Consider the following 18,554-nt stretch of genomic DNA (forward strand, 5'->3'; position numbering starts at 1 on the left):
TATTACTGCAGTATCTTATCATGAATGCGAAAATTATTTTTGAATTTTCGTACTAACACTCAAATATCTAAATCCTTCTGAATCTGAAGTAACTTGATTTACATATAATGCCCCATATTTACCTTCAGGAGTTAAAAAATAAACCATATTTCCTGCAGCTAATCCTTTGTCAGAATCAGTAATTGCTGTTTTCGTGAGGTTTATTGTTCTTTTCTTAGCTTCTGTTTCTATCATACTTGATGATACAAGTACATTCGTAAATGTACTTGCTGAACTCGTAATAGGCGCACTGAATAGTGTAGTCCTTTTATTCCAATCACTTATATCTAATGTCGGATTTGGATTCTCATCGACTGCTATTGAATACAGATTATAGGACGATCTATTAATATGAGTTGGTCTTGTGTCTTTCAATTCGTAAATACCAAAATCAATATTTGATGAATTTGATTTACCAGTTGCAAAGTCATAAGCAGCTCCATTGAGAATAGAATAAAAACTTTTTCTACTGTTATCTCCTTCTTGTGGAGCATATATTTGCCTATTGGGTAAATTGATGTAGCTTGGTCTTCCTTCTAGAGTTATGCTTTTATAACCATCCCCAATATACTCATTCACTCTATTGTAAGCATATACACGAAAAGTAATCTTACCATCTCTCTTCATTTTATGCTTTATCAAGCCAGAATATGAATTTTTCTCATCTTGTTTAAGGATAATTTCCCTTTTCCCTATTTGACCATTACCTAAAGTACTATCAACAGAAATTTTAGTCATATTCTCCTGCGATGACACATTGAAATAAATATATGCACTATCACCATCATTCAGAATTGCATCTTGCGTTATACTAAATCCACCCTTATCAATAAATTCGACTGATAAGTCATCAAACATATTGAATATATTTTCCTGCTCTTTTACACAGCTCACAGAAATCGTACTCCCTATCAAAAACAGCGCTATTAATCTTATAAATTGTATGTTTTTCATCTATCTTATTTTAAATGTATTAAAATTAAATAAGCCTTAATCTTGGTTATCAAGTGGATCAAATACGCCACCTTCCCATCCAATAGTTGGATAGATATCTTCTCCACGCCATACAAAGTCATTATGAAAAGTATAAAATGTATGGTATTCAGGAATATCAATTACTCTAAAACCATTTGGTTGTGGCAATATTGTATAAGGTTTAAAATAGGTAAGGTATGTCTGCTTATTATTAATATCAATACCTTCTCTAAACATGGCGCCAGTTGCTGGATTAATAGTTTCTAACTGCGAACGAGTAGCGGTCATTTCGGAAGCTGTGCCTCCTGCGGGCTCAATTTGGATAGTCTCTATTTCTTCACCAGATAGCAAGTGCCAATTTCTAGTTCTTCTTAAATCAGAATTTCTCTTATTCTCAAAAGCAAATTCGACCATACGTTCGTTAAGTAAAAGTGAGCGCATGCTTTCAACAGAATTAACACTTCCAAGACCATAATCATTCATCCCTTGCTCAATACCCGCGCGTTTTCTGATCAGGCGAATCATTTCTTTTGCGGTGGTTAAATCACCTGCTTCACTTGCTGACTCCGCGTAATTTAAAATAACTTCAGCTAAACGCATTTCTATCCAATCCATTCCACTCCCACCAATATTACTTGAATAAGGTACAGAACCTAATGCAAGTTCTGGAGTTGTGAATTTTTTAGTGTATACACCCCATCCTGCTCCTTCACTTGTTGCTCCAACATAGGTCCATTGTTTTCTTCTGTTATTATTACTTAGTGGCCACGAAGCTCCATTGTAGGCAAATGTTGCATCAAATCTAGGATCTCTGTCTTTCCAAAATAACACGTCATCATAACTATACTGTCCTGATTCGTCTATGCGATTTCCATCCTTCATTGGATAAGCTTGGAGCAATTTAAGTGTTGCACGATATCCTATATACGGAGATCCACCTTCTGAGGAAGGACGAGATTTACGTTCCTCATCATGTCCCCTCGCTTGTCGAGTATTCGAATATGGTCTGGAAATCAACGTTTCTTTATTAGCCGTACCCTTCGTTTGGAATATTTTGCCATAATCAGTTACCAAACTATGACCTGCGGCTGTAGCAATATCATAAGCTTCTTTGTTTGCTTGCAATGCTAATTGCCATCTTGACTGATCATATGGGTGTCTAGGATCACTAAGTGGATTGAATTGTGGACTTGCCCAATAGAGCAAAGCTTTTCCTTTAAGCGCTGCAGCAGCGGCATAAGAAATTCTTCCCCAATTATCTCCAGACCAATTAACATCTTTCAAAAATTCCATAGCTTTGGTCAAATCATCAACAATAACATCAAAACATTTCTTCGCTGAAGCTCTTCCTTTTGCAGTCAATTGCGATGGATCTTGTGGTTCTAGTACAAGTGGAACTCCACCATAAACTTTAACCAATTCCAAATATACCATTGCACGCATTGCATAATATTGACCCAGAAGTGCACGTTTACTAGATTCAGGAATACTACTTTCTGGCAAATATTTGATGGCATTATTGCAGCGAGCAATATCCATGTATCTGTTATCCAAATAATTTAAAGTATAACGATTACCAACATATCGTACATCATGATTAATCAAGGCAGCTCCTGTAATCCCTAACGCTCTAGCGCCCCAACCACCATTTGATGGTAAATAATTTTCATCACTTACAAGGTGTATATCAAAACGATCTGGAATAGTTTGATAGGGGAATTTAGGTATTATTAAATCATAAGTTTTATTGAGATGCATATTTACAGCACCTTCCGTGTTCCAAATATTAGCATCCATTCCGCCGCGATCTGGTAATACGAAGAAGTCATCATCGTTAACATTACAAGAAGACAATATCAGGGCAGCAAAAATTGCTAATGTGCCTTTTTTTAATTTTATATATAAGTTATTTCTTTCCATAATTACTGCATGTTATAAATTTGCACTTAATCCCACAGAGATAGTCCTTGTAATTGGATAATGATATGCGTTTGATGAATACGGATCTTTATATCCATATGGATTGATTATTGTCCAAAGATTATTTCCAGTCAATAGAATTCTTGCATTTGAAAATCCTAATCGTGAAATAGCTTGTGCTGGAAATTTGTAGCTAAGTGTCATATTATTTACTCGAACCGTAGTACCATTTACTGCCCAAAAATCTGAATTCACATTTATTAATGGATCGTCAGTTCTAGGGAATTTTCCTTCTTCAGGATTTTCTGGAGTCCAACGATCTCTCCATATACTTACCACATTTCGGGTGTTATCAGCTTTATTACGTGCTTGTGAATCATAAAATACTCTCCCGCCAAGTCTTGCCATAAAGTTTGTACTTAGATTAAATGACTTATATCCAAGCCCCAACGTAATACCAGATGAAAATATGGGATTATTGTTTTCGAATAATGGGACAATATCGTTTTGATTCACCATACCATCGCCATTCGTATCTTCATATATCAACCATCCTGGTTGTGGAATATTACCCGCAATAGTATAATTAGGATTATCAGCTAAGAACTTATCAATTTGTTCTTGCGTTCTGAACATACCACTAGTTCTATACCCCATATTAGAGCTATTGTATTTACGAGGATCTACGCCAAACTTAGTTCCTAACCACTTGCCATCACTTCTGTCTGTAACTAGTAGATCCGCAGGGTTATAAATTATTTTTGTAACTATAGAATTACCGTACCCAAAATTCATATTTGCATTGAAATTCAGTTCTGAGCCAATTTTAGTTCTATATCCAATTGAAAATTCTGATCCCCAATTATAAGCTTCTCTATAATTTACAGTAGGAGCTAAAATCCCAGCATATAATGGATTCATCTCATTTGCACCTTTATCAAATCCATCAAAAACTTTATTTTGGAAGAATTCGACACCTATATCTAACTTGTTATTGAACAATGAACTCTCAAAACCAACGTTAAGGGTACGCTTCTTTTCCCAAGTAATTAAAAGATTTGGATACACAGATGGATTTAATCCAATACCATAATTATTATCTCCAAACAAATAACCGTTATTCAAATCAATAGTGTAGCGTTCTTGCCAAAGCCTTTCATCCACCCTATCATCACCAGCTATACCATAATTGACTTTAAATTTTAAAAAATTGATGAACGATACATTATCTTTGAAAAAGTCTTCTTGACTGACTACCCAACCTGCACCAATACTTGGCGAAATTCCCCATCTATCTCCGCGTGCAAAATTTGAAGAAGCATCGATTCTTGATACCGCTTGAAGCAAGTATTTTTTATCAAAATCATAACTCATACGTCCGAAGAAAGATCTTTTGGTTGATTTTCCAATTGAACGCCCTCCAATTTGGAGTCGGTTTTGATCAAAAGCCCAATAATCCGTCATATCAGGTATCATTTGGCCATCCCAACGCACAGAAAGATTTTCGTTATTATTTACGGTCTGTTCTGCACCAGTTACAATATCTATACTATGTTTGGCGAATGTATTAGCATAAGACAAGGTAAAAAAGCCCTGATATCCATTATCCTTTCCAAGATTTGGTGTTAGGCTAGAATTTGCTTGAGTTACACCATCAACAATAGGATTGACTGCTGCCAATTGAGTGGAATATAACTGATTATTATTTCCCATTCTTTCAAAATTATATAGCTTATATGGTGCTATATAAGTAGAATTATTAAAACTTCCTCCTCCTTGAGATACTTGGAATTTAGCCGTCAATCCAGGTATAAATTTAGGTTGATAACTCAAACTAGCGTTTATACGATATGATTGTGATTTACGAGAATCCGAATATCCTGATTCTGTAATGGCAAGTGGATTTCTTACATTACCTCTATTAAAGTATACCGGCATACCATCTATTTGCAATGGAATCCATTGTGGTGCTGACACTAATGCTTCAAAAAAATCATTATCTGTACCGTTTCCAAGATTATTCTTACTTTCTCGAATACGGTGATCTACATTAAAATTGATGTCAGCCTTTAGTCCATCCAAAATCGTTGCAGAAAGGCCACTTCGCATGGAATATTTATCTAGCTTCATTCCAGCGTAATTACCATTTTCATTTTGATAACTTCCGCCAACAAAATATGTAGTACGGTCCGAGCCTCCTGAAACACTGAGATTATGACGCTGCATTAATGAAGCCTGCCAAATTTGATCGTACCAACTTTCTGTATTTAATCCTTTTAAATATTCTAAATCTTCTAGTGAGAAAAATCTGTCTTCTGGAGAATTGTTAATTCTATGTCCCTCATTTAATAATTGTGCATGCTCATAGGCAGATAATAAATTAGGTTTTGTTGCTGCATCTGTAATACCCGCATAACCATTGTAAGAAATGCTAGGTTTACCGACTTTACCACGTTTAGTGGTAACTAACACTACCCCTTTAGCACCTGCAGCACCATATATTGCAGCCGAAGCATCCTTTAAAATTGAAATATTTTCGACCATCGAAGCATCAAGATTATCAAATACATCCTCACTTACAATAATCCCATCAACAATATAAAGAGGTTCATCGGTAGCTCCACTAGGCGCATTACTTGATATACTTGATCCACGAACATTTAAAGATATACGTGCACCTGGACGACCAGACTCTTGATTTACACCTACTCCAGCTATTCTATTACGAAGTGCTCCTGCCAAGTTTGGTGCAGGAATATCCATAAGCTCTTCCCCTTTTATAGTGGAAATAGATCCCACTATCTCGGATTTCTTTTGAGAACCATATCCAGTTACAACAACATCTTCGATTTGACCTTCACTCCTTTCCAACACAATATTTATATCTCTTCCAGATATTACAGGTATTTCTTGAGTCTTAAAGCCCAAATAACTAACTACCAATATCGCTCTGTCTGTAGGAACGTTAATAGAAAAATTACCGTTTTGGTCAGTTTTCACACCACTTTTCGTCCCTTTTATCATTACCGTAGCCCCTGCAATAGGTTGCCCAGATGCATCTTTAACTACACCTTTTACACCTACAAATACTCCGATTGATTTATTCGTAATATTCTCATCTACCATTGCATGACCTGCAACTGGTGAAGCAAGTATACATGCTAGCGCCAGCCCCTTAATCACTATTGGCAAACTTGTCTTGCTTATATCTTTTTTTGATTTCATTGATTTAAGTTTTCTTCATTAATACATAGAATACAAGAATATTTATGGTCTCCAACGCGGATCACCTACATGAAATAAACTTGGTGCTTGTAGTGTAAAATTCCCTTCGGATGGACTAACAAATGCATTCGCTGAGGATATACCAGAAGCATTAAGTCCAACGATTACCGCTCCTGTGAAATCAGATGTGCTAAAATTGTTAATACTTTGAACGGTTAAATTATTGGACGCACGTGGATTACCAGCAGCAGATGAAGCAAACAAACAATTTGTAACTTTTACACCATTTGTTACCAATCCATTGGTGTAATCATACAATCGTTGACCACCATTAGGTGAGTTATAGAATGTAACATCTGATACCGTTACGGATTCATCGTGATTTGTATTTCTATTTTGCGTTACTATAAATCGTTGTGCATTAATTATTGTACTGTTTTGTACCGTCGTGTTCTTGATGTTTCCATTTACGTGACCAATATTTGCCACACCAAAATCCTTGACATTTTCGATAATTGAATGATTGATAAGCAAATTCTCAATCATAAAATATACAGAATTACTCAGCGCTCGTACTCGCACCACACCACGATGATCTGTCAAATGACAATTTTCAAAAATCAAGTTGTTAATTTTTCCAGCACTTTGAATATTAAAAACGTAACCGGCATCAAAGTCACTTGATATCTTCACATCTTGAAAAATTATAGAGTTAATGGTACTTCCTTCGACAACATTAAAAGAGTTCAATTTAATATGTGCTGCTGGCGAAAATCCTGGCTCGCTAATCACTTTAAAAGATTTATCTACTGAAAATGATTCTTCAAAAGTATATTCTTCTCCTCTTTTCAAAACAATAGTAGCACCATCAGTTGCAGTCAATAATGCATTTTTTAATGCAGATGGATCTCCAGCCATAGGTCTTAGATCAATAAATGATGGATCATCCACTCCATTGCGAGTTTTGAGGGTCATTTTACCCATGCTTTTATTTCCAGCAAATAATTGAATAGCATAAGTAGAATTTGAAGTCAATTCATTTATTAATTTTAATGTAGCAGCCTTATCACCTGATGACAAGTCATATTGTTTGGTATAATTTAATGAATCAGATTTGACAATAATATGCGTGATTGAAGCATCTTGTTGCCAACGTATAATAGCTGCATTATGGATAAGATCATGATATTTTAAGGTTCTAAAAATATCGATCTCAGGAACTTCATTTAGAATATGAAATCTTGTACTATTAACCCAAGGTGATAAGGATGCACTAGTACCTGCAACAGACCGAACTCGTGCAAAATAAATTACATTTGGGGTCAATATTTCTTTCCCCAAAGAAATAGTTGTTGAATCTTTCTCAGTAGTATGTATTGTTGCTTGAGGATCCGTGAAAGTAGAATCCGTAGATACCTCTACTTGGTAATGCAGTGATGGCTTTCCTTCACCTTCCCATGCGGTAATAGCATTATTCCAATTTAAAGTAATTGCTGTATCAGCGTGTACGAAGCTAATATCTCCAGAGAGGCGAGTCAAACTTGACAAAGTGTAACTATCTTTCTTTTGGCAACTACTGATAAGGAATGCTAATAGAAGCCCTGCTGCCATATAAGCAGAGCAATGGTAGAATTTCTTTAATTGCATAATTTTGGTTTGTTTGTATAGATAAGATGTTTTTTATTCTTGTATTTAAGACTGCTTATTTATTCTTTCCTTCCATTTATCACCTTCCTTCTTTAAGTCATAGCCTTCTTTAGACAAGTAGTTATTGATTCTTCCTTTATATTTTCCAAATGCAGCATGTCTTTCTTTAGAATCCGAAGCTATCACCGCTAGATCTCTAGCTTCAAGCAACATATTTTTAATCATTTTTTTTTCTTCTGCTTTTAGCTGTGGGATCATGTCAAGGTATGCATTATATGTACGGTTTAATAATCCATATGTCACCCCATCGACCAAAGCCTCTACCTGTTGATTATTAGCATGTTCTGAAATATTTTTAAGGAATCTTGAATAAATTCGTTTAGCCTGTGAATCGCTTTCCATTTTTATTTTATCGATTTCAAGTTGTTTAGCGTTTGGTTCTGACTTTAGTGCTGCTAATTTCTTTTCGTACTTCTCTGCATTGGTATTTATTTTATCGTAGAAATTAACCAACTCATTCAACAGAATATCACTTGATGTTAGATGTTGTAATTCAGCAGATTGGATAATCTTTTGCGACCTTGATGTAATAGTTTCTAAGTATTTTTCTCTATCACTTTGTGAAAAAACAGCAATAGACCACAATAAAATGTTTAATGTTAAAAAGATTCGTATCATAATATTAGTATTAAAATGTGATCATCAATGATTTGCTATAGCATTAAACAATGCCTCTTGAATTTGTAAATACTTAAAGCAAAACTTGTGATGAATTATATTTATAATCGGTAATATCAAATTACGGAATTCAAGTAGCGGGATTTCTATTATAACTTAGCAAATTATTATACTATCTTGATATGAATGCATATTAACGCTATGATATTTGTGAAATATCCTATATATAACACTATTTACTTTATATTGAATATTATAGTTAGATTATAAACTTGTTCTTAAATAATAATACCACAACGAAGCCAACTCAATTTTATTAATCAAGTAAATTTTAATTTAATTATTAAAATTCATTCATAACATTATAATGAAAAATTTGTATTTTTAAGAACCAAACTTAATTAACCAAGAATGATGAAGAAAAAAACAATTTTAATTTCTTGTCAAATTCTACTATCTGGATATTTGATAGCGCAGACTGATTATGATTCAGTAAATAAGGGATTCCAATCAAATAAGCTTTCTATACAATTACAAGCGGGATCAAATGGCATGGGTGCGGGTTTTCGTTATCAATTCCTAGATAAGTTTGCTGTGCGGTTTAATGCAACATATTTTGGCACAACAATAAATCAACCTTTTAATCGGAATTCAGAAAATGCCGGCTTACTTCGTGATTTGAAAAGTGACATACAATATCTAAAAGGAAGTGTTAGCCAAATTGGTATGTTGGGCGAATTTAATATATTCTCTACATTGCGACTAGTAGCAGGAGGAGCTTATATAAACAATACAGAGTTTAGTGGATTTCTTAAACCTTCAAAAGGGATTGATTTTGATAATTTAAACATTTCTCCTGATCAAATTGGAAATCTTACTGCAAATATAAGTTTTAATGGTGTTGCGCCTTACTTTGGATTAGGTATTGGTAAAAGCACACCTTCCAAACGTTTTGGTGTAAATGTTGATCTTGGCACATACTACATGCAGCAACCTAAAGTCCAAATAGATGCCACTAAATTATTAGCAGCTAATAAAGAAAATGAATCACTTCTAGAAAATAATCTTTCGGATTATCGTTGGCTACCTACGATACAACTAAATCTAAATTTCAAATTGGGTAAATAAAAATATAAAATAATGAAATCTATATACAAACTAATAATAAACAGCTTCGCACTAATTATGTGCACATTCTTTTACACATGTAAAGATCCATTTAAAGGGATTGATATTATTGCAGACGCTAATGTATACAACAATGCTCCAGTTAATATATTATTTCTGAATGCTAATGAAAATAATTTACAACCAATAGGTGACTTTCCCGTCGTGGTTTCGGGCCCAGATGCGGACAAAGTAATAAATGAAGTCGGCAAGAAAGATTTCAAAGTAGTAGGTGGAATATTAACTTTAGGATTGCAAGAAGGCATTAAACCATCGCAAAGCAATAAAATTCAATTTCACATAAATGCACAAATTGAGGGCTATGTTCCGCTTTCACAGACAATAGTGTTGGATAGTGATTCAGCTTCTCAATATGTTATTAAGATGTCGCAATACTCAAGTTTACCAGAAGGAACTTCTGCCGTGGTTGCTAACAGTACTACTTTATCAGGCAACACAAACGCAAATGCAAAAAATTTTACATTAGACTCAAAAATTAACAAACCAGAAAAAGCGAACATTTTATTACAAGCTGGGACACAATTTTTAGCTGAAAATGGAGCTGTATTGAATGGTAATTCTCTTACCAGTAATATAGTTCATTACAGCACGGGAACAGAAGCTTCCTTAGACGCTTTTCCAGGAGGATTCATGCCGCAAAATATTCAAGACGAAAATGGCAATACGTTAGGTGCTGGATCATTCGTCACTGCAGGATTTTTATCCATTGATATGAAAGTAGGGAATCAAAAAGTAAAAAAATTTTCAAAACCTTTGAAAGTTGAAATGGAGGTTAATAGTGCTATAATTAACCCCTCTACGGGTTCTGCTCTTAAAGTTGGAGACGAAATACCTGTATGGAGTATGGATGAAGAGACAGGAATTTGGAAAAAGGAATCGACAGCTAAGATCGTAAATGAATCTGGTAAATTAAAAGTTCATTTTGACATCAATCACTTATCCTACTGGAATTTGGATTTTTATGGCCCAATATGTACCAGAAATTCAACTATTACAATAAACGCAAATGCTGTTGCTGCCAATAAATATTACACGCTCAAGCTCGTTACGCCAAATGGCCAACCTTTAACAAATTATGCGACGTCATCACGTTATATAAACCAAGGAAATAACACGATAACATTATATAATATGCCAAATCTATTGGCTAAATTATTAATTTATGATTATTATAGCGGAGAGAAAGTTGCTGAGTCAACGATATTCAATCCGTGTTCTGGACAAGGGATGACAATTGCACTAAATCCAGCTCCTAAGGATATAGTGTTAGTAAATGTAAATATAGCAGGGCGATGCGCTTCAAAAAATTACGAAGTGAGACCATATGTTCCGATATACGTGTATACTGTTAATGCTAATGGACAAAAGCAATATTCTTTTTACACCTATATTAATGCAGGAATAGGTTCCTTTTACTTAGAAAATAATGTCAAATATCATGTTGAAACATATTTTGATGGCAAAGTAAATTCTGCTGAGTTTGTTTTCAATAAAAATGCAATTGATATACCAACCAAATCAGGACTATCAGGTACATTTACTTACAATCAAGCATCAAATTCTTCTAATTTGAAAGCTATATATAGCATACCAAATTGTAAATAATTTTTCAATACCACTCTAATAAACAAGGCTTAAATAAAATTTAAGCCTTGTTTATTTTGTTTATAATTTTCATTCCATATTAATCGCAAAGGATTGAATAGTATTACTATTCTTCTATTTTTCTAGGAATACAACTGATATAAATCATTGTGCCTTGCCCCTTTTCAGACTCTATTGTGATGGATCCATTAAGACTCTGTACTCTAGAATACAAACTGCGCATACCAAGTCCATTTTTATTTTTTGCATCTTCCACATTCATACCCTCGCCATCATCTTCAATTGAAATAACAACCATACCACTAGCAAAATTAGTTTGAACCTGTAATAAAACATTTTCAGCATTAGCATGCTTCACAATGTTGTGTAATACTTCTTGAATAATCCTATACAACGTGATTTCATCCTGCACATTAATATTCACTGGAACACTAATAATTTGAAGATATATTTTAAAATTATCCGTTTGTATTTTTTTACAATATTGCTTTATAGCCTCCAATAATCCAAACTTTTCTACTATGAGCGGAGTGAGATTATAAAAGATTCTATTTAATTCTTGCTTGGTTTCATCAATATATTCTAATATCCGATCTGTATGCTCAATATGAGAAGGATTTAAATTTGATGTCTCTTGAAAATTAAATAAAGCTATTTTAATTGAGGACAAAAGCCCACCTATACTATCATGTAGATCTGTTGCAATGCGGTTTCTTTCTCGGTCTTCGACATGCTTCAATAAAGTCATCTCATCTATTAAATGACTATTTTTTTCTTCTTCTAATTTAGCTTCTAAAAGTTCATACTCCTTTTTTGCAAGCATTTTATTTCTTTTCTGTGCTTTGAGCATTAAGAATAAAATCAACAAAAGCAAGAACAAAGAAATGGCTAATCCACCAATAAAAGTGCCATTTCGCTGTTGCTTGATTTCAGCTTTTTCATTGCTTATTTTCAAACGTTCTATTTCAGCAATTTTCTCGTTAAATTTCATGTTGTAGCTCAGTTCTTCAGCGTACAATTGTTGGTTCTTAACCTTTTGTTCGTTCATATATTTAAGCAATACATCATAAGTCAAGAATGCTTTATCAAATTGTCCATCCGCTTTGTAAGCATCAATCAAACTTAGCAACACATAATAGCGATAATGAGAAAACTCTTCGTTATTATTAGAAAGCACATCATTATATTTCGTTATCGCGGCAGAGAATTGCTTTTGTAATACCAATGTACGCGCTTGCATAAATTGATTATACAATATTTCTGAGGTATCCTTATTAGAAAGTGCAATTTCGTAAGCCTCATCTAATAATTCTGATGCCTTGCTATAATCTCCAACATAGGCCTCACTAAGACCTAATAAATTTTTTATTCTTGCATTGAAAATAGCAGGAAGCTCCCTTCTTTTTATGCCATTTGAAATTTTAATATATTTTCGAACACTGTCAATCTGGTTTTTCTTTAAAAAAACAGAAGCAATAAAATCTCAGTTACTCCAGCAAAGCTTGGGTGATACAAGAAGTCTTCTTCTATAAAAATACCTTTGTACAAATGCTCTAGTGATTTATCAAGCTCATTAAACCCAGATTACGCAGTAGATATTTTCATTTGAAGATCTATCGGGTAATCCCAAAGTCCCCGGAACCATTTTCTACTTTTTTTTGTTAGTGCAATTTTGAGCTTGAGTGTATCACCTACCTTTTCAAAGTAAGCACCAATTGCAAAAGTTCTATAACGTAGTGTTGATAATGTTTTTTGCGTTTTTTCCTGCGAGACGAATATTCTGAATATCGACATTAGATTATAGGCTATCATGGAGAATATTAATGCAGCTTCTGTTGCATAAAATCCTTTCAGGTTAAAGCTCTCTGCTCCAAAATCAGCCTTCAATTCTTTGATTCTGTTCTCCGCATCACCACGTTGGCGATACATCCGCCATACATCAGTTGCAGCAAATTCATTATTGGTAAAGTATGCAGAATAGCGGTAATTTCTGTGGATTTCATCGTCGGGAAATAAACTTAAGGTTCTGCCCGTTGCATTGGGTCTATTGGCTATCTTCTGTCTGACGATTACTAGTCTGCGTTGCTTGTCCCAGGTTTCCCCCTGATAGTGCTTGTCGCAGATTTCAATTCCCTCATCCACCATCAACCAGGTGTCTTGCTTGTTGATTAAATGCTGTACAGGGTGGGTAAACTTTGCAGCAACAATATATTTCAGCGCTTTGTGTTCCAAATGTTCAAAAATATCTTTTTGACAAAAGCCACTGTCTAATCGAACCATACCCACTTTTTTAGTACCAAAAACCGATAAAGTTTCTTCTAAAAAGCCAATGAAATTATTCGCTGAACTAGTGTTTCCGCTTCTGAGCCAAAAGTTAGCAACCATTTTTACCTCATTTACGAAAGCTATAATGGGATGGTGACTGTTTCTTCCTTTTTTCTTGGGATTATACCCTTTCTTGGCTCTATCTTGTGCGCCATAGCGGGTAACAACTGAGGAATCAATGTCCATAGTGAAATAGTTGATGTTAATATTTTGAAAAAACCAACTAAAAAAATGATGACCTACCTCTTGATTCGTCTTTTGTGTGAACTTGCCGAAATAACGTTTATACGCATCTTGACCGGGTGTTTTTTTCCAATCGAAAATTTGACCAAGAGCCCTGTCTGAACGTGTAATCTCCGTATGCAGAAAACGATTTGCTCCACACCAAATACTTGTAATAAAGGACTCCAGAAGAACTCCCTTTTTGTAGGAATTATTGGATTGGGATACAGGTAAAGAAGTACAGTTTTCTATCTCCTCCCGAAAGCCAATTTTGTCTAACATTTGCTTCAAAAAAACCATTCCGCCCCAGGGTGTAATCTCTTGATTAGTAAATGATAACTCGAATTTCATAGCGCATTTTTTTCTACTGCTACGCAGTTGGATTTTAAATCTCTAAATTAACTATTTTTTTCTATTGCGTAATCTGGGTTAAATTCATAATAAAAAGTTCCAAGTTTGTGATTGTAATTTCTTATTATCTGGGGGTTTTTTTGTCTTAAGAATAATAGGCTGAATATCCGCAAACACTTTTAACCTAGTGTGATTATGACCAATAATAGCATAAGCATTTGCTAAGTTAGAATTTAACAAGGCTAACTTTTCTAAAATCTCTGGATTTTCATTATTTCCAATATAATTGATTCCCTGTTTCGCGATCTCAATACATCTATCTACATCGGATACCAGAAAACAAATTGCATATGTATTTAAGGTGTTTGCGTAGAATAAGGTGTCATTGGTATAAGTTGGATTATTTAGGATATTCTTTTCTATATAATCTATGACAAAAGGCTTATTGTTTGCATAGTTTCTATTTAATAAATCCGTGATGTTATTACGCAATAAAATATAATCCTTCTCCTTCTTTATTACATTTTGTATAGAATCATTGAAACGTAACAATTCCTCCGATGGAGAATTACCAAAGCAATTAAAAATAAATAATTAAAAAACGTTATAAAAATCGTTTTCTAAAATTCATAGGCGGGTAGGCTAATAAGAATTATGCCTAAATATAACACTTTTATCATTTACATAAATTATTACTTATAAATAATATTTCAAATTATTAATTCATTTTACATAAAAAAGGAGTTTACTATTTAAAATAGAACTCCTTAGGATAAAATGCATATTACAATTTCTAATTACTAATTTCTTTCTTCATTTTATGAATTTTATACTGTAACAGCAAAATTGAGAGCAGAGAAGTCACTAAAGTTATACTAGCTAATCCTAAAATTGAATCTAAAATTAAATCAGTACTTCCTTTTTCTATCACAAGTGTTCTGAATATTTGCAGATAATGTGTCAACGGAATACAATTTGCAATACTGACAACCCAAGCTGGCATTTGGCTTAACGGCCATGTAAATCCACTCAAAATAAACGATGGTGTAGCAATAACCATCAAAATTTCTGTAGCTTTTAGCTGTGTTGGGATAGCAATACTTACGAGTGTACCCAGAAAACTTACCGATAAGAGAAATAAAATGGTACTTCCCCAAAACGCAAAACCTTCAATCTCGATTGGCATGCGATACAAAATTGAAAAACCATAATATAAACCATAGATAAAAATAGACATCAATAAATAAGGTGTTATTTTTACCAATAGTAATTCAAATACATTCGTCGTTCTTGAAACTAAATCTTTGAATGTGCCATTTTCAAATTCTGAAGCAAAGCTCAATGCCAAACCTAACATCATAACCTGTTGAAATACCGTCAACAATACACCTGGCAACATAAAATAAAGATAATTCCCCGAACGAAAATTTTGTTTTATTATCGTGGTTTTAAATGGTTCGTACTGCTGTGCAGCTGCATAAGCAGGCACACCTTTTTTCTCCAAAGATTTAACCTGAATCCCCGCTTTCAATGTTCCAGCACATATATTTGCTGCCATCATCGCATAATTAGATGTCACTGTATTCGAAGTATTAACGAATAATGTCAATTCTGTCGGTCGATTGTAATTGATATTCGAAGAGAAATTCTTTGGAATAGTCACCACTACAGTAGCCTCTTTTCGTAATGCCTCTTCACGAGAATTGAAATTATCAGGCAACACGGAAGCTACATAGATCACTTCATTTTCATTGAACATATCAATTAATTGTCTCGAGAGTGGAGACTGATCTTCGTCGACAACAATAATCGGAATATCAGTGACTGTACCTTTCTTATATACGGAACCAACCAAAATCCCGTACATTATTGGCGCACCCAAAAAGAGGACCATCAAGACTTTATTCTGAAAGAATAATTGAAATTCTCGTTTTATTAAACTTACAAAGTTCTTCATATTAACCTTATTTAGAAGCCTCGATAATGAATGTTGCTTTAGTCAGCAAATCTTTACTTTCTTCTGCGTTAGTAGGTTTCAAACGAATTTCAAACATCGCTTCCTGTTGTTCAAAATCTGGATATGCCGTACTGATATTGGCATAGGATGTCAATGTTTTAATTGTTTCTACACGCGCCTCTATTTCTTTATTTTCCAAATAGGGAATACGCAATAGCTTAATTGCTCCTTTTTGGAAATCTTTGACTTTACTCTCTGGAATAGTAACACGGAAGTACGTGCCATCCGTGATATAACCTGAAGCTAAACTATAGCCCGCCATAGCCAACTCCCCTACTTTGAGGTTGATAGTCTCTATAGTCATATCCTGAGGCGCAATAATATATCGTTCTTGTGCAGCTACATTAACCTCCGAAACTGCACCTAAAGCACGTTCTTTTTGTCCCAATGCCATTTGTTGTTGTTCGATACGTGCCCCATGGTCTACATCAGCTATCTCCGCTTGCGCCGCCAAATATTGATTTTTAGCACCTTGATATTTCGCGTATATTTCATCGTATTTTTGTTGAGAAACTAATGAATCTTGCAACAAATTACGCATACGGTTCAATGACTTTTCCGCAAAATCGTATTGTTCTTTTAATCCATCTACCTTCGCACGTAACTGCTTCAACTGACCATCTGTCGCACCTTTTATAGCCATTTGATATTGGGCTTGCGCAGATTCCAATGCGCCTTGTGCTTGTGCTGCTTTGGCGTCTACTTCTGGCAATTCGAGTATTATTAAGGTATCTCCTTTTTGCACAAATTGACCTTCTTCTACTAGAATCTTTTGGATTTTCCCAGGGATTTTAGTTGTCACAGACAATTGTTCTCTTTCTATTTTTCCTTCTAACTTTTTATCTATCTTTTCGGATGAACAACTTTGCATCATCACTAAAAATCCTAGGGTATATATTATTTTTTTCATGATTATCTAATAATGGTTTGATATAAATTTCCGTTTGATTTCAATACTTCTGTCGCCGTCATACGCTGATTCAATACCTGATGGTAATAATTAAGTGATTGCTTGTAGTATTCATTTTCCGCTTCCAATCTTTCGGTTACATCTTGCAAGCCTTCTTCAAATTGGCGAGATGCCAAGTTCAAGTTATTTTTGGCGATAGTCATTTGTTGCTGGTTCACAGACACTTTCTTTAATGCTAACTCATAGTCAGATTGTGTTTTGCGTTGCAATAAACCAAGCTTTTCCTTTGTATCTGCTAATTTGTTGTCCTGAATTTGCAAATCCAATTTGGCTTTTTGAATTTGAGCTTTGTGAGACTTTCCTTCAAAAATATTCCATTTCATTCCTACACCAATCGCAAAATTTGGAGCCGTACGGAGGTGATTAGATTTGAAATGAAGATCACCTAACTGCGGTACATCTTTGATGGTAGTTTTCATATCAAATGCATTCAAATAGGAAACATTTCCAAATGCAAATACCATCGGCAATTGAGCTCCTTTCTCCTTTTTCAAAACGTATTCCAAAGCTTTATGCGAAGCTTCTAATGCTTCTAATTCCTTACGATTCATCACTGTAGCCTCATCGGTCAACACGATTTGCTCTAGTGAATAGTTTACTTCTTTTAATTCTTCCGTAGGAAGTCCTGTTAATTCTTCCAATTTATAATACAATAATTCGCGATTGCTCTCGACTTCAGCACGTTTACTTTCCAATTCCAACATCGCCAACTTAATTTTATCACGATCGTAAGGAATAGCTACGCCATTCTCTATTGCTTTTACTACTTTAAGATGCTCTTTATTCAGGCGTTTTTCAGAATCAGTAATTAGCAAATCCACTTCTTTTAGTAACATTAACTGATCATAGGAAGTAATGACTTCTTGTGCCAATTGATCATATCCAGTTTCCGTAAGTAATGCCTGTGCTTTGTATTTATGTTCCAAAGCCTTTTGGCCGTTCGTAATCTGCAATCCACTAAATAGCACCTGAGTGGCTGTGACACCCGTAGTAAAGACTTGAGAAGAAATGTTTCCTTTGGTAGTTCCTTCAAAAAGGTTTATGCCTGTGATAGGCAGCTGTTGCGTTGGCAAATCAATGTCTAGCCCCGAGTTCACATAACCATAAAGCGCATTCAATGATACCTTAGGCAATAGTTTACCTTGGACTACTTCCCGATCCAATGTTACTTTTTGATTTTCCAGTTTAGCATTCTGAATAGATTTATTGTGGTCTAATGCCTTTACAACACTTGATTTGAAAGTTTTCAATTGCTCCTGCGCATACGTATAAGATTGATATCCACATACAATCAATAAAACATAAATAATTATTAAAATATTTTTTTTCATAAAAAATTATTTGTATTTCCTACAACAACACAAAGGTAGTATTTGTTTTAATGAAAATTTT

General features: G+C 34.3%; 13 protein-coding genes. 2 read left to right on the forward strand and 11 right to left on the reverse strand.

Annotation, left to right across the window (positions count from 1 at the left end):
• Positions 1-33: 33 nt before the first annotated feature.
• The 5 genes from FLS47_RS16570 to FLS47_RS16590 are packed head-to-tail and all read right to left on the reverse strand — an operon-like array spanning position 34 to position 8,484.
• The gene (locus tag FLS47_RS16570) at positions 34-993 is read right to left on the reverse strand and encodes a hypothetical protein (protein WP_149915437.1); all 960 of its coding nucleotides are present in this window, start codon (positions 991-993) and stop codon (positions 34-36) included.
• 36 nt (positions 994-1,029) lie between these two features.
• Entirely contained in the window at positions 1,030-2,934 is a 1,905-nt protein-coding gene (locus FLS47_RS16575; RefSeq protein ID WP_149915438.1) for a RagB/SusD family nutrient uptake outer membrane protein, read from the reverse strand.
• Between the two features lie 12 nt (positions 2,935-2,946).
• Positions 2,947-6,159 carry a SusC/RagA family TonB-linked outer membrane protein gene (locus FLS47_RS16580; RefSeq protein ID WP_223225395.1) on the reverse strand — a complete coding sequence of 1,071 codons (3,213 nt, stop codon included), beginning with the start codon at positions 6,157-6,159 and terminating at the stop codon, positions 2,947-2,949.
• 42 nt (positions 6,160-6,201) lie between these two features.
• Positions 6,202-7,806, reverse strand: coding sequence for a DUF5123 domain-containing protein (locus tag FLS47_RS16585; RefSeq protein WP_149915439.1), 1,605 nt, complete (start codon positions 7,804-7,806; stop codon positions 6,202-6,204).
• A 45-nt stretch (positions 7,807-7,851) separates the two neighbouring features.
• Positions 7,852-8,484, reverse strand: a complete 633-nt coding sequence (locus tag FLS47_RS16590; RefSeq protein ID WP_149915440.1) for a DUF3826 domain-containing protein — start codon at positions 8,482-8,484, stop codon at positions 7,852-7,854.
• A gap of 411 nt (positions 8,485-8,895) precedes the next feature.
• On the opposite strand from FLS47_RS16590, the gene FLS47_RS16595 reads away from it, so the two are divergent.
• Positions 8,896-9,612: a hypothetical protein gene (locus FLS47_RS16595; RefSeq protein ID WP_149915441.1), complete on the forward strand. Its 717-nt coding sequence runs from the start codon at positions 8,896-8,898 to the stop codon at positions 9,610-9,612.
• Between the two features lie 57 nt (positions 9,613-9,669).
• Entirely contained in the window at positions 9,670-11,277 is a 1,608-nt protein-coding gene (locus tag FLS47_RS16600; protein ID WP_188347471.1) for an astroprincin family protein, read from the forward strand.
• A 106-nt stretch (positions 11,278-11,383) separates the two neighbouring features.
• Here FLS47_RS16600 and FLS47_RS16605 read toward each other — a convergent pair whose 3' ends face one another.
• From FLS47_RS16605 to FLS47_RS16630, 6 genes are all read right to left on the reverse strand, one after another.
• The gene (locus tag FLS47_RS16605) at positions 11,384-12,532 is read right to left on the reverse strand and encodes a sensor histidine kinase (RefSeq protein ID WP_149915443.1); all 1,149 of its coding nucleotides are present in this window, start codon (positions 12,530-12,532) and stop codon (positions 11,384-11,386) included.
• Between the two features lie 329 nt (positions 12,533-12,861).
• On the reverse strand, positions 12,862-14,175 hold the full coding sequence (locus FLS47_RS16610) for an IS1380 family transposase (protein ID WP_149915444.1): 1,314 nt from the start codon (positions 14,173-14,175) through the stop codon (positions 12,862-12,864).
• An 84-nt stretch (positions 14,176-14,259) separates the two neighbouring features.
• Entirely contained in the window at positions 14,260-14,727 is a 468-nt protein-coding gene (locus FLS47_RS16615; RefSeq protein WP_149915445.1) for a hypothetical protein, read from the reverse strand.
• Positions 14,728-14,968: 241 nt separating this feature from the next.
• Positions 14,969-16,132: an ABC transporter permease gene (locus FLS47_RS16620; RefSeq protein ID WP_149915446.1), complete on the reverse strand. Its 1,164-nt coding sequence runs from the start codon at positions 16,130-16,132 to the stop codon at positions 14,969-14,971.
• A 7-nt stretch (positions 16,133-16,139) separates the two neighbouring features.
• Positions 16,140-17,102 carry an HlyD family secretion protein gene (locus FLS47_RS16625; RefSeq protein ID WP_149915447.1) on the reverse strand — a complete coding sequence of 321 codons (963 nt, stop codon included), beginning with the start codon at positions 17,100-17,102 and terminating at the stop codon, positions 16,140-16,142.
• 2 nt (positions 17,103-17,104) lie between these two features.
• The gene (locus tag FLS47_RS16630) at positions 17,105-18,493 is read right to left on the reverse strand and encodes a TolC family protein (protein ID WP_149915448.1); all 1,389 of its coding nucleotides are present in this window, start codon (positions 18,491-18,493) and stop codon (positions 17,105-17,107) included.
• Positions 18,494-18,554 lie beyond the last annotated feature (61 nt).

Origin of the sequence: Sphingobacterium cavernae, assembly GCF_008520265.1 — a bacterium.
GTDB lineage: Bacteria > Bacteroidota > Bacteroidia > Sphingobacteriales > Sphingobacteriaceae > Sphingobacterium > Sphingobacterium cavernae.